Here is a 13,572-nt window from a genome sequence, read left to right as displayed (position 1 = left end):
GGGAACGAGCATGAATAAAGACAACCCGCTGATTTCAATCTATATGCCCACCTGGAACAGGCAACAACTGGCGATTCGGGCCATCAAATCGGTGCTGCGCCAGGACTATACCCACTGGGAAATGATCATTGTCGATGATTGCTCCAGCGCCTATGAACAGCTGCAACAGTTCGTCGAAGGGTTAAACGATCCACGGGTGCGTTATACCCATAACGACGTCAATTCCGGCGCCTGCGCGGTGCGTAACCAGGCGATCCGACAGGCGAACGGGCAGTACATCACGGGTATTGACGATGACGATGAATGGACGCCAAATCGCCTGAGCGTGTTTCTCGCCCATAAGCATCAGTTAGTCACTCATGCGTTCCTTTACGCGAACGATTATGTCTGTGAAGGCGAAGTCTATTCGCAACCGGCCAGTCTGCCGCTCTACCCGAAGTCCCCGTACTCTCGCCGCCTGTTCTACAAGCGCAACATCATCGGCAACCAGGTGTTTACCTGGGCGTGGCGTTTTAAAGAGTGCCTGTTCGACACTGAACTGAAGGCGGCGCAGGATTACGATATTTTCCTGCGCATGGTGGTGGAGTACGGCGAACCGTGGAAGGTGGAAGACGCGACGCAGATCCTGCATATCAACCACGGCGAAATGCAGATCACCTCGTCGCCGAAAAAATTCTCCGGCTATTTCCATTTTTATCGCAAGCACAAAGATAAATTCGACCGCGCGAGCAAGAAATATCAGCTGTTCACCCTTTACCAGATCCGCAATAAACGGATGACCTGGCGCACGTTGCTCACGCTGCTGTCCGTTCGTAACGGCAAACGGCTGGCTGACGGACTGCGAGGGCGTTAAGCATGCTGGAAGATATTCGCGCCAACAGCTGGAGTCTGCGCCCGTGCTGCATGGTGCTGGCTTATCGCGTCGCCCACTTTTGTTCCGTCTGGCGCAAAAAAAATGTCCTTAACAACCTGTGGGCCGCGCCGGTGCTGGTGCTGTATCGCCTGATCACCGAATGCCTGTTTGGCTACGAGATACAGGCGGCAGCGACCATTGGCCGACGTTTCACTATTCATCACGGTTATGCCGTGGTGATAAATAAAAACGTGGTCGCCGGGGACGATTTTACGATTCGTCATGGTGTCACTATTGGCAACCGCGGCGCCGACAGCCTCGCCTGCCCGGTGATTGGCAACGGTGTGGAGCTGGGCGCGAACGTCATTGTGCTGGGTGATATCACTATTGGTAATAACGTGACCATTGGCGCCGGGAGCGTGGTGCTTGACGCTGTGCCGGACAATGCGCTGGTGGTAGGCGAGAAGGCACGAATGAAGGGAATAAAATGAACATTCTGCAATTTAATGTGCGTCTGGCGGAAGGCGGTGCAGCTGGGGTGGCATTAGATCTGCATCAGCGCGCGCTGCAAAAAGGACTGGCTTCACGTTTCGTGTACGGCTACGGCAAAGGCGGAAAGAAAAGCGTCAGCCACAATCATTATCCGCATGTGAGTAAGCAGACGCCACGGTTGACGTCGGTGGCGAATATCGCTCTGTTTCGTCTGTTTAACCGCGACCTGTTTGGCAATCTCAATAATGTATACCGCAGCGTGATCCGCACGCCGGGGCCGCTGGTGCTGCATTTTCACGTCCTGCACAGCTACTGGCTGAATCTGGCCGAGGTGGTGGCGTTTTGCGAAAAGGTGAAAAACCACAAGCCGGACGTCACGCTGGTCTGGACGCTGCACGACCACTGGAGCGTAACTGGCCGCTGCGCCTTTACCGACGGTTGCGAAGGCTGGAAGTCGGACTGCCGGAAATGCCCGACGCTGAACAATTACCCACCGGTGAAGGTCGACCGCGCCCATGCGCTGGTGCACGGTAAGCGCCAGCTTTTCCGTGACATGCTGGCGCTCGGCTGTCAGTTTATCTCACCAAGCCAGCACGTCGCCGATGCCTTTAACAGCCTGTACGGGGCAGGGCGTTGCCGCATCATCAATAACGGTATCGACGTGGCGACCGAAGCGATTCTCGCGGAGCTGACCCCGGTCAGCGCGACGGAAGGAAAACCGAAAATCGCGGTGGTGGCCCACGATCTGCGCTATGACGGTAAAACCAACCAGCGGCTGGTGCGCGAAATGATGGCGCTGGGCGAGGCGATCGAATTACATACTTTTGGTAAGTTTTCGCCGTTTGACGGAACGAACGTGGTCAATCACGGATTTGAAACCGACAAGCGTAAGCTGATGAGCGCACTGAACCAGATGGACGCGCTGGTGTTCAGTTCACGGGTGGATAACTATCCGTTGATTCTCTGCGAAGCATTGTCGATTGGCGTGCCGGTTATTGCCACCCATAGCGAGGCGGCGCAGGAGGTCCTGCAAAAATCCGGCGGTAAAACCTTCGACGACAGCGACGTACTTCGCCTGGCGCAGTTAAGCAAAGCCGATATCGCGCAGGCCGTCTTTGGCACTTCGCTCGACGCCTTTCGCGAGCGCAGCCGGGCGGCCTACAGTGGACAACAGATGCTGGAGGAATATGTCTCGTTCTATCAGAATCTGTAGCTATCTGCTGCTGCCGCTGATCTACCTGCTGGTCAACGTCAAAATTGCCCAGTTGGGCGAAAGTTTTCCCATCACCATCGTCACCTTTTTGCCGGTTTTGCTGCTGCTTTATGTGGAACGCATCAACCTGAAAAAACTGATGATTGCATTGGGGATCGGCGCCGGGCTGACGGCGTTTAACTACCTTTTCGGCCAGTCGCTGGACGCCAGCAAGTACGTCACTTCCACCATGCTGTTTGTTTACATTGTGATCATTATCGGCATGGTCTGGAGTATTCGCTTTAAAACCATTTCGCCGCACAACCACCGCAAGATCCTGCGCTTTTTTTATCTGGTGGTAGGGCTGGTGGTACTGCTCGCCGCTGCCGAGATGGCGCAAATTATCCTCACCGGCGGCAGCAGCTTAATGGAAGCGATTTCGAAATATCTTATTTACAGTAACAGTTATGTACTGAACTTTATTAAATTTGGCGGCAAGCGAACCACCGCACTCTATTTCGAACCGGCCTTTTTTGCTCTGGCGTTAATCTCAATTTGGCTCAGCATCAAACAGTTTGGTATCAAAACACCTAAAACCGATGCTATGATTCTGGCAGGGATAGTATTATCAGGATCGTTTTCAGGGGTAATGACATTTATCTTGTTTTACCTGCTGGAATGGGCATTTCAGTATCTGAATAAGGATGCGATTAAGAAAAAACTGCCGCTGGCGATAATTTCATTAACCGTATTTCTGGTGGGGGTGATGTTCGCATTTCCTTATATCTCCACGCGCCTCGGTGATTTAGGCACAGAAGGGTCATCGTCTTATTATCGTATCGTCGGCCCGCTGGTTATGGTCGGCTATTCTTTGACCCATATTGACGGCGTTGTCAGATTTGGCTCACTTTACGAATATGTCGCATCATTCGGAATCTTTAACGGTGCGGATGTCGGAAAAACAATAGACAATGGTTTGTATCTGCTGATTATTTATTTTTCCTGGTTCGCGGTGCTCATGACTCTGTGGTACATGGGGAAAGTGGTAAAAATGACGCTTAATGCGTTTGGTGATAATCAGAATTTTCGGGTGCAGCTTTATCTTTTTACCCCGGTGTCACTGTTTTTTACCGGTTCAATATTTAGCCCGGAATATGCGTTTCTAATTGTCTGTCCGTTTATTTTGCGCAAAGCGCTCAATATTACAAAAGTATGATGAGGTTATTCCTATGCTGCTCAGCATTATCACCGTCGCGTTTCGCAATCTGGACGGCATTGTCAAAACCCATGCGTCACTTGCGCACCTGGCCCAGGCAAATGATATCAGCTTCGAGTGGATTGTGGTGGATGGCGGCTCGAACGACGGGACCCGCGAGTTTCTCGAAAACCTCAATGGCGAGTACGACTTACGCTTTGTGAGCGAACCGGATAATGGCATCTATGATGCGATGAATAAAGGCATAGAGATGGCGCAGGGAACGTTTGCGCTGTTCCTCAATTCCGGTGATATTTTTCATCCGGATGCTGCCCGGTTCGTGCGTCAGCTGAAGACACAAAAAGATGACGCCATGATGACCGGTGATGCGCTGCTGGATTTTGGCAATGGTCATAAAATTAAACGCAGCGCGAAACCCGGCTGGTATATCTATCACAGTCTGCCAGCCAGCCATCAGGCGATCTTTTTCCCGGTCAGAGGGTTAAAAATCTGGCATTACGATTTGCAATATAAAGTGTCATCCGACTATGCGCTGGCCGCCAGAATGTATAAAGCGGGTTATCGTTTTAAAAAATTAAATGGTCTGGTGTCTGAATTTTCTATGGGCGGCGTGTCGACAACGAATAATCTTGAACTCTGCGAAGATGCGAAAAAGGTTCAGCGTAACATATTACGTGTCCCCGGTTTCTGGGCGGAGTTGTCATGGCATTTACGCCAGCGCACGACGGGTAAAACGAAAGCCTTATATAACAAATCATAAATATAAGGAAATAATATGCAGGATTTACGCGGCTTTTCCGTGCCGAAAGGTTTTCGTGGCGCGAATGGCATAAAAGTTCAATTGTGGTGGGCGGTACAGGCGACATTATTTGCCTGGTCTCCGCAGGTCCTTTATCGCTGGCGCGCATTTTTGCTTCGTTTATTTGGCGCAAAAATAGGAAAAAACGTAGTCATCCGACCTTCGGTAAAAATTACCTATCCGTGGAAATTAACGTTAGGGGATTACGCTTGGGTCGGCGATGAGGTCAATTTATACACCCTCGGCGAGATTATTATCGGCGCAAACTCGGTGGTCTCGCAAAAAAGTTATTTATGTACCGGCAGTCACGATCACGCCAGCGCGCATTTTGATATTACCGCCACGCCGATTGTGATTGGCGAGAAGTGCTGGCTGGCAACCGATGTCTTCGTTGCACCCGGTGTGACGATTGGCGATGGCACGGTCGTTGGCGCCCGCAGCAGCGTTTTTAAATCGCTACCGGCAAATACGATTTGCCGTGGCAATCCCGCAGTGGTGATACGCGAACGCGTTGAAACGAAGAGCCCGGTTCAGAATGGCAAGACAGATAGCCTTATGAGCAGGGTTTGAAAACTTTGATAAGTACAGAGGAAAATAAACATGTCTAAAGTCGCTCTCATCACCGGCGTTACCGGACAAGATGGTTCTTACCTGGCAGAGCTGCTACTGGAAAAAGGGTATGAAGTGCACGGTATTAAGCGTCGTGCCTCTTCTTTTAACACGGAACGTGTTGATCATATTTATCAGGATCCGCACGCCAGCAACCCCAAATTCCATCTGCATTACGGTGACCTGACGGACTCTTCCAACCTGACCCGTATCCTGCAGGAAGTGCAGCCGGATGAAGTGTATAACCTGGGCGCGATGAGTCACGTTGCGGTCTCCTTCGAGTCGCCGGAATACACCGCCGACGTTGACGCCATGGGAACCCTGCGTCTGCTGGAAGCGATTCGTTTCCTGGGCCTCGAAAAGAAAACCCGTTTCTATCAGGCGTCTACCTCTGAGCTGTACGGTCTGGTACAGGAAATTCCGCAGAAAGAGACTACGCCGTTCTATCCGCGTTCACCGTATGCCGTGGCGAAACTGTATGCCTACTGGATCACCGTTAACTACCGCGAGTCTTATGGCATTTACGCCTGTAACGGCATTTTGTTCAACCACGAATCTCCACGCCGCGGCGAAACCTTTGTCACCCGCAAAATTACCCGCGCGATCGCTAACATCGCGCAGGGCCTGGAGTCATGCCTGTACCTCGGCAACATGGATTCCCTGCGTGACTGGGGCCATGCGAAAGATTACGTCAAGATGCAGTGGATGATGCTGCAGCAGGAACAGCCGGAAGACTTTGTTATCGCCACCGGCGTGCAGTACTCAGTGCGTCAGTTCGTTGAGATGGCCGCGGCACAGCTGGGCATCAAACTGCGCTTTGAAGGCGAAGGCGTAAATGAGAAAGGCATTGTCGTCTCCGTCACGGGCCACGACGCGCCAGGCGTGAAGGCAGGCGATGTGATTGTTGCCGTCGACCCGCGTTATTTCCGTCCTGCGGAAGTGGAAACCCTGCTGGGCGATCCGAGTAAAGCGCACGAGAAGCTGGGCTGGAAACCGGAAATTACCCTGCAGGAAATGGTTTCCGAAATGGTCGCGAAAGATCTGGAAGCGGCGAAGAAACACTCCCTGCTGAAGTCTCACGGCTACGAGGTTGCCATCGCGCTGGAGTCCTGAGAATGAGCAAACAACGAATTTTCATTGCCGGCCATCGCGGGATGGTCGGTTCCGCGATAAAACGCCAGCTTGAACAGCGCGGCGACGTGGAACTGATCGTGCGCACCCGCGAGGAACTGAACCTGCTGGACAGTCGTGCCGTTCATGACTTCTTCGCCAGTGAACGCATCGATCAGGTGTATCTGGCGGCGGCGAAAGTGGGCGGCATTGTCGCGAATAACACCTACCCGGCGGATTTCATCTTTGAGAACATGATGATGGAAAGCAACATCATCCATGCCGCGCACCTGAATAACGTCAATAAGCTGTTGTTCCTCGGGTCATCGTGCATCTACCCGAAGCTGGCGAAACAGCCGATGGCTGAGAGCGAGCTGTTGCAGGGAACGCTTGAGCCAACCAATGAACCGTACGCCATTGCCAAAATTGCCGGGATCAAGCTGTGCGAGTCCTACAACCGTCAGTATGACCGCGACTATCGCTCGGTGATGCCGACCAACCTGTACGGGCCGCACGACAACTTCCACCCGAGCAATTCCCATGTGATCCCGGCGCTGCTGCGTCGTTTTCATGAGGCGACCGTGGAAAACGCGCCGGATGTGGTGGTGTGGGGCAGCGGTACGCCGATGCGTGAATTCCTCCACGTTGACGACATGGCCGCCGCCAGCATTCACGTGATGGAGCTGGATCGCGAAGTCTGGCAGGAAAACACCCAGCCGATGCTGTCGCACATTAATGTCGGTACCGGCATTGACTGCACCATCCGCGAGCTGGCGCAGACGATCGCGCAGGTGGTGGGCTACAAGGGCCGCGTGGTGTTCGACGCCACCAAACCGGACGGCACGCCGCGCAAACTGCTCGACGTCACCCGCCTGCATCAACTGGGCTGGTATCACGAGATCTCGCTGGACGCAGGCCTTGCCAGCACCTACCAGTGGTTCCTTGAGAATCAGCACCGGTTCCGGGGGTAAGCATGTTTTTACGTCAGGAAGATTTTGCCACGATCGTTCGTTCCACGCCGCTGATCTCCATTGATTTGATTGTGGAAAACGAACGCGGCGAGTTCCTGCTGGGAAAACGAACGAATCGTCCTGCACAGGGCTTCTGGTTCGTGCCCGGCGGGCGTGTGCAGAAGGATGAGACGCTCAGCGATGCCTTTGCGCGCCTTACTCTGGCGGAACTGGGTCTGCGATTGCCGATGGCAGCGGGCCAGTTTTACGGGGTCTGGCAGCACTTCTATGACGATAACTTTTCGGGCAGCGACTTCACCACGCACTACATCGTGCTGGGGTTCCGTCTGAAGGTGAGAGAGGCAGACTTGCCTCTGCCTGATTCTCAGCATGACGACTACCGCTGGCTGACGCCAGAGGCGCTGCTTGCCAGCGACAACGTGCACGACAACAGTCGTGCCTATTTCCTGGCCGATCGTCAGTCCGGAGTGCCGGGCTTATGAAAATTTTGGTGTATGGAATCAACTACTCGCCGGAGCTGACCGGCATCGGCAAATACACCGGCGAGATGGTCGAGTGGATGGCGCGCCAGGGGCATGAGGTGCGGGTCATTACCGCGCCGCCGTACTACCCGCAGTGGAAGGTGGGCGAGCGCTATTCCGCCTGGCGCTACCGCCGGGAAGAGGGCGATGCCACCGTCTGGCGTTGCCCGCTGTATGTGCCGAAGCAGCCCTCGACGCTGAAACGATTATTGCATCTCGGCAGTTTCGCGCTGAGCAGCTTTTTCCCGCTGATGGCCCAGCGCCGCTGGAAGCCGGATCGCATTATCGGCGTGGTGCCGACGCTGTTTTGCACACCGGGCATGCGCCTGCTGGCGAAGCTCTCTGGCGCGCGCACCTTACTGCATATTCAGGATTATGAAGTGGACGCGATGCTTGGACTCGGTCTGGCCGGAAAGGGCAAGAGCGGCAAAGTGGCAAAGCTGGCCTCCGCCTTTGAGCGCAGCGGCCTGCATAACGTCGACAACGTTTCCACCATTTCGCGTTCAATGATGAATAAAGCGCAGGAAAAAGGCGTCCCGGCGGAAAAAGTGATTTTCTTTCCGAACTGGTCGGAAGTGGCGCGCTTTCAGAACGTCAATGACGCGGATGTGCTTGCGCTGCGCAATCAGCTTGGTCTGCCGGATGACAAAAAAATCGTGCTTTATTCCGGCAATATCGGCGAAAAGCAGGGGCTGGAAAACGTCATCGAAGCCGCGGCTCAGTTGCGCGATAAGCCGCTGGTGTTCGCCATTGTCGGGCAGGGTGGCGGCAAAGCGCGACTGGAAAAAATGGCCCGTGAGCGCGGCCTCGATAACATCAGGTTTTTTCCGTTGCAGCCTTACGAAGCGCTGCCTGCGCTGCTGAAAATGGGCGATTGCCATCTGGTGGTGCAAAAGCGCGGCGCGGCGGATGCGGTTTTACCGTCCAAGTTAACCAACATTCTGGCGGTCGGCGGCAACGCGGTCATCACCGCCGAACCGGAAACGGAACTGGGCCAGCTGTGCAGCAACGCGCCGGGTATCGCCGTTTGCGTTGAGCCGGAATCGGTCCCGGCGCTGGTCGCGGGGATTACCTCTGCACTCGCCATGCCAAAACACAACACGGTGGCACGTGAATATGCCGAACGCACGCTCGATAAAGAGAACGTGTTACGTCAATTTATTACAGATATTCGGGGATGAATCATGGGGCAAAATAAACTCTATCCGGTTGTGATGGCTGGTGGCTCCGGTAGCCGTTTGTGGCCGCTTTCCCGCGTACTTTATCCAAAACAGTTTTTATGCCTGAAGGGCGATCTGACCATGCTGCAAACGACCATTTGTCGTCTGAACGGCGTGGAGTGCGAAAGCCCGGTGGTGATCTGCAACGAGCAGCACCGTTTTATTGTCGCCGAACAGCTGCGACAGCTCAATAAACTCACGGAAAACATCATTCTCGAACCGGCGGGTCGTAACACCGCGCCGGCGATCGCGCTGGCTGCGCTGGCGGCAAAACGCCACAGTCCGGACAGCGATCCGCTGATGCTGGTGCTGGCAGCCGATCATGTGATTGCCAACGAAGACGCTTTCCGTGAGGCCGTACGTAACGCCATGCCGTACGCTGAGGCGGGTAAGCTGGTGACTTTTGGCATCGTGCCGGATCTGCCGGAAACTGGCTATGGCTATATTCGTCGCGGTGAGGTGGTGCCGGGCGAGAAAGACGCGGTGGCCTTTGAGGTGGCGCAGTTTGTCGAAAAACCGAATCTGGAGACCGCTCAGGCGTATGTGGCAACCGGCGATTACTACTGGAACAGCGGTATGTTCCTGTTCCGCGCCGGTCGTTATCTGGAAGAACTGCAAAAATACCGTCCCGATATTCTGTCGGCCTGCGAAAAAGCGATGAGCGTCGTTGACCCGGATCTGGACTTCATTCGGGTGGATGAAGAGGCGTTTCTCGCCTGTCCGGAAGAATCGGTGGATTACGCGGTGATGGAACGCACGGCGGATGCGGTAGTGATGCCGATGGACGCGGGCTGGAGCGACGTGGGTTCCTGGTCCTCGCTATGGGAGATTAGCGCGCATACCGCCGAAGGTAACGTACACCACGGCGATGTGATCAGCCACAAAACCGAGAACAGCTACGTCTATGCCGAGTCTGGCCTGGTGACGACCGTTGGCGTGAAAGACCTGGTGGTGGTGCAGACCAAAGACGCGGTGCTGATTGCCGATCGCAACGCGGTGCAGGATGTCAAAAAAGTGGTTGAACAAATCAAAGCCGACGGGCGTCATGAACACCATATTCACCGTGAAGTGTACCGTCCGTGGGGCAAATACGACTCTATCGACGCCGGTGACCGCTACCAGGTGAAACGCATTACCGTTAAACCGGGCGAGGGGCTGTCGGTGCAGATGCACCACCACCGCGCCGAACACTGGGTGGTGGTGGCGGGCACCGCCAAAGTCACCATCAACGGCGAGATCAAACTGCTTGGTGAAAACGAGTCTGTTTATATTCCGCTGGGCGCGACCCACTGTCTGGAAAACCCGGGAAAAATTCCGCTCGACTTAATTGAGGTGCGCTCCGGCGCCTATCTGGAAGAGGACGACATCGTTCGCTTCGAGGATCGCTACGGCCGCGTCTGACCATCATCTTTCGCGGCGCAGGGGCGCAGGCTTCCTGTAACGCGAAACAGAATGGGTATCCGAAATGATTATTCTCCTTCCGGGAGAGGGCTAACTGTTGCCTGAAGAAGGGTAAAAAAACATGACAAAATTAACCTGTTTCAAAGCCTACGATATTCGCGGCAGACTGGGCGAAGAATTAAACGAAGATATTGCGTGGCGGATTGGCCGCGCCTACGGCGAATTTCTCAAACCGAAAACCATTGTACTCGGCGGCGACGTGCGTCTGACCAGTGAGGCGCTGAAGCTGGCGCTGGCGAAGGGGTTACAGGACGCGGGCGTCGATGTGCTGGATATCGGCCTTTCCGGCACCGAAGAGATCTATTTCGCCACCTTCCACCTCGGCGTTGACGGTGGCATTGAAGTCACTGCCAGCCATAACCCGATGGACTACAACGGCATGAAGCTGGTGCGCGAGGGTGCGCGCCCAATCAGCGGCGACACCGGCCTGCGCGACGTCCAGCGCCTGGCGGAAGCCAACGACTTCCCGCCGGTCAATATGGCTAAGCGCGGCAGCTATAAACAGATCACCCTGCGCGACGCCTATATCGATCATCTGTTTGGCTACATCAACGTCAACAACCTGACCCCGCTGAAGCTGGTGATCAACTCGGGTAACGGCGCGGCGGGTCCGGTGGTGGACGCTATTGAAGCGCGCTTTAAGGCCCGGGGCGTACCGGTGGAGTTCATCAAGGTGCATAACACCCCGGACGGCAACTTCCCGAACGGTATTCCTAATCCGCTGCTGCCGGAATGTCGCGACGATACCCGCAATGCGGTGATTGAGCACGGCGCGGACATGGGGATTGCTTTTGACGGCGATTTCGACCGCTGCTTCCTGTTCGACGAAAAAGGGCAGTTTATTGAGGGCTACTACATCGTCGGCTTGCTGGCGGAAGCGTTCCTCGAAAAACACCCGGGCGCGAAGATCATCCACGACCCGCGCCTGTCCTGGAACACTGTCGACGTGGTGAAGGCCGCAGGCGGCACGCCGGTGATGTCGAAAACCGGTCATGCGTTCATCAAAGAGCGGATGCGTGCGGAAGATGCTATTTACGGCGGCGAAATGAGCGCCCACCACTACTTTCGTGATTTCGCCTACTGCGACAGCGGGATGATCCCGTGGCTGTTGGTGGCGGAGCTGGTGTGCCTGAAGGGGCAGTCGCTGGGCGAGCTGGTTCGCGACCGGATGGCGGCGTTCCCGGCGAGCGGTGAAATCAACAGCCAACTGGCGGAACCGGCGACGGCGATCGCCCGCGTGGAGGCGCATTTCGCGAAAGAGGCGCTGTCGGTGGATCGCACTGACGGCATCAGCATGTCGTTTGCCGACTGGCGCTTTAACCTGCGTTCGTCAAACACCGAGCCGGTGGTACGCCTGAACGTCGAATCGCGCGGTGATATCCCGCTGATGGAAGCGCGAACGTGTGGGGAGGTGATCGTTTCTGCATGAGGGAAAGAAGCTTGATAAGTCGGCGGAAGCCTTGGATAGCAAGGGATGCGAGGCGCGAGGGGTATTCCGCACGGCTCGACGAAAAATGATAAATTATGAGGAAAATTGCACTAAATTTTGCACTGTTATGATAGCGAGAGGATCGCTATTAAACACATTTTAAAGCCTATTAAATTACTCTTCCGTACCAGACTACTTTACCAATCACGTCGAAATCACTTGGGATGTTATCCAAATCAATCAGGAAAGGCTCAAAGGCTGGATTTGTGCTGCTAATCCTGAGCTGAGCACCCGGTAAGCGTTGCACACGTTTGACAAGCAATTGGCTATCTAAGCGAATGACATAAATGCCCTCATGAGGATCTCTATCCCCATGGTTAACAAGGATGACGTCTTTATCATTTAGGACCCCCATCATTGAGTCACCTATGACACTGATAACAGATAGTTTCCTAGGGTCAGCCTTAAGATGATTCACAACCCAATATCGGCGGAAGCTGACAGTAAACATCGGGCTTTCATCGTCATTTAAAGCCCCGTAACCAGCCGATGCAGAGACATTGTATCTAGGTACAAAGACAAACTCTTCTAGATCCACTTCGTTGCCCTTTACATCAACGGCAGTTGAACCTGATGTTACTACTGGCAAAGAACTGGAAGGCTCTGCCACTTCATCACCTGCGACTAGCCATGCTACAGATGCATTCAGGCACTCAGAAAGCTTGAGTATATGGGTAGCACTTGGTTCCCTGTCTTCATTCTCCCATGCCTGGAGCGTTGATAGCGCGACCCCAAGCTTATCCGCAACATAACTCCTCGAAAGCTTTAAAGCCTCTCTCTGAGTTCGAATACGAGTACCAATTTCACTCTTCAGTTCGTTTTCAGGTTTATTGGCCATATCTAGAAAAATCTCCCAACTTATTTTCAAGTTTTTCATGTTTGATGTAAGAGATTGAATTCAAAACAAAACAGTCTTTTTTTTGGCTGTTTTGATGGCGAGAGTAACCTGAAAACAGAAAATTTAGTTTGTTTTCAGGTTTACATAACTCGAATTCGATCATATTGTACTTATGAGTTGAACCACGGAGATTAACTAATGAGTACATTCGAGAGCGCAAAAAAAAGCCAGAAAGATTCTGACTGGCATAGAGCCGATATCGTTGCAGCTCTTCATAAGCAAGGTTGGTCGCTTCGTCGTTTGTCTTTGCACCATGGATACAAAAGTGCTGGGGCATTGAAAAACGCATTGGACCGACCGTGGCCGAAAGGTCAGCAAATCATTGCTGAAGCTATCGGCATCGCACCAGAAAGCATCTGGCCTACTCGTTATCATAAAGCATTTTCAGGTGAATGGAATTAATCATATGAACCAGATTAACCTGAAAACACATTATACAGCTCAAGAGTTGGCCTTGTTGCGCTTACCGGGATTGCCGGAGACACGACCAGGTATAGCTGCAAGAGCTAAAAAGCACCAATGGATTTCACGATCAAGATCTGGTCGGGGGGGAGGTATTGAATATTCAGTAGATAGCTTACCTCTTACTGCCCAAGAAGCCCTACGTGACCAGCTCTATCAGAGCATACTCACAACAAAAAATGATGTTTGTGAAGTGTCACGAAAAAACAGCTCAGTCAAACCGCGCGAAGAATTGGTATTAATCCGCCAGTGCCCGGCTCTTCTTGAACGTGAGGTGGG

Annotated in this window: 15 protein-coding genes; 14 read left to right on the top strand and 1 reads right to left on the bottom strand. The window is 53.6% G+C overall.

The features are described 5' to 3' along the window. Positions 1–10 precede the first annotated feature (10 nt). The 12 genes from wcaA to cpsG all read left to right on the top strand — a co-directional run bounded on the left by wcaA (position 11) and on the right by cpsG (position 11,873). Positions 11–853 carry a colanic acid biosynthesis glycosyltransferase WcaA gene (gene wcaA / locus APU02_RS03495; protein WP_042284758.1) on the top strand — a complete coding sequence of 281 codons (843 nt, stop codon included), beginning with the start codon at positions 11–13 and terminating at the stop codon, positions 851–853. Between the two features lie 2 nt (positions 854–855). After that, complete coding sequence (wcaB, locus tag APU02_RS03490) at positions 856–1,344, top strand: colanic acid biosynthesis acetyltransferase WcaB (RefSeq protein WP_060569277.1); 489 nt, start codon at positions 856–858, stop codon at positions 1,342–1,344. After that, the gene (gene wcaC / locus APU02_RS03485) at positions 1,341–2,558 is read left to right on the top strand and encodes a colanic acid biosynthesis glycosyltransferase WcaC (protein ID WP_060569276.1); all 1,218 of its coding nucleotides are present in this window, start codon (positions 1,341–1,343) and stop codon (positions 2,556–2,558) included. Before wcaB ends, wcaC begins: the two co-directional genes overlap by 4 nt. After that, complete coding sequence (gene wcaD / locus APU02_RS03480; protein WP_042284327.1) at positions 2,533–3,753, top strand: colanic acid polymerase WcaD; 1,221 nt, start codon at positions 2,533–2,535, stop codon at positions 3,751–3,753. Before wcaC ends, wcaD begins: the two co-directional genes overlap by 26 nt. 13 nt (positions 3,754–3,766) lie before the next feature. Next, positions 3,767–4,513 carry a colanic acid biosynthesis glycosyltransferase WcaE gene (gene wcaE, locus APU02_RS03475; protein WP_042284324.1) on the top strand — a complete coding sequence of 249 codons (747 nt, stop codon included), beginning with the start codon at positions 3,767–3,769 and terminating at the stop codon, positions 4,511–4,513. Positions 4,514–4,528: 15 nt separating this feature from the next. Further along, entirely contained in the window at positions 4,529–5,122 is a 594-nt protein-coding gene (gene wcaF / locus APU02_RS03470; RefSeq protein ID WP_060569275.1) for a colanic acid biosynthesis acetyltransferase WcaF, read from the top strand. A gap of 30 nt (positions 5,123–5,152) precedes the next feature. Next, positions 5,153–6,274: a GDP-mannose 4,6-dehydratase gene (gmd, locus tag APU02_RS03465; protein ID WP_042284320.1), complete on the top strand. Its 1,122-nt coding sequence runs from the start codon at positions 5,153–5,155 to the stop codon at positions 6,272–6,274. Positions 6,275–6,276: 2 nt separating this feature from the next. Continuing rightward, the gene (locus APU02_RS03460) at positions 6,277–7,242 is read left to right on the top strand and encodes a GDP-L-fucose synthase (RefSeq protein ID WP_060569274.1); all 966 of its coding nucleotides are present in this window, start codon (positions 6,277–6,279) and stop codon (positions 7,240–7,242) included. A 2-nt stretch (positions 7,243–7,244) separates the two neighbouring features. Continuing rightward, the gene (locus APU02_RS03455; protein WP_060569273.1) at positions 7,245–7,724 is read left to right on the top strand and encodes a GDP-mannose mannosyl hydrolase; all 480 of its coding nucleotides are present in this window, start codon (positions 7,245–7,247) and stop codon (positions 7,722–7,724) included. Then, positions 7,721–8,944 carry a colanic acid biosynthesis fucosyltransferase WcaI gene (wcaI, locus tag APU02_RS03450; protein ID WP_060569272.1) on the top strand — a complete coding sequence of 408 codons (1,224 nt, stop codon included), beginning with the start codon at positions 7,721–7,723 and terminating at the stop codon, positions 8,942–8,944. The genes APU02_RS03455 and wcaI overlap by 4 nt, the downstream gene beginning before the upstream one ends. Before the next feature lie 3 nt (positions 8,945–8,947). Continuing rightward, positions 8,948–10,384 (top strand): mannose-1-phosphate guanyltransferase, encoded by a 1,437-nt coding sequence (gene cpsB / locus APU02_RS03445; RefSeq protein ID WP_060569271.1) that lies wholly within the window; start codon positions 8,948–8,950, stop codon positions 10,382–10,384. Between the two features lie 121 nt (positions 10,385–10,505). After that, a complete protein-coding gene (gene cpsG / locus APU02_RS03440; protein ID WP_060569270.1) occupies positions 10,506–11,873 on the top strand; it encodes a colanic acid biosynthesis phosphomannomutase CpsG in 1,368 nt (455 codons plus the stop codon). 169 nt (positions 11,874–12,042) lie between these two features. Here cpsG and APU02_RS03435 read toward each other — a convergent pair whose 3' ends face one another. Beyond that, complete coding sequence (locus APU02_RS03435) at positions 12,043–12,810, bottom strand: helix-turn-helix transcriptional regulator (protein ID WP_239692845.1); 768 nt, start codon at positions 12,808–12,810, stop codon at positions 12,043–12,045. 159 nt (positions 12,811–12,969) lie between these two features. Here APU02_RS03435 and APU02_RS24850 point away from each other — a divergent pair, with 159 nt between their 5' ends. Then, positions 12,970–13,233 carry a helix-turn-helix domain-containing protein gene (locus APU02_RS24850; RefSeq protein ID WP_038637756.1) on the top strand — a complete coding sequence of 88 codons (264 nt, stop codon included), beginning with the start codon at positions 12,970–12,972 and terminating at the stop codon, positions 13,231–13,233. A 4-nt stretch (positions 13,234–13,237) separates the two neighbouring features. Further along, a partial coding sequence (locus tag APU02_RS24845; RefSeq protein WP_275477532.1) for a DNA-binding protein occupies positions 13,238–13,572 on the top strand: 335 nt, incomplete at its 3' end.

This window comes from Citrobacter sp. 50677481 (genome assembly GCF_001463265.1).
GTDB lineage: Bacteria > Pseudomonadota > Gammaproteobacteria > Enterobacterales > Enterobacteriaceae > Citrobacter_A > Citrobacter_A sedlakii.
The sequence above is the reverse complement of the archived record's forward strand: the minus strand, read 5'-3'. Positions and strand labels throughout refer to the sequence as shown.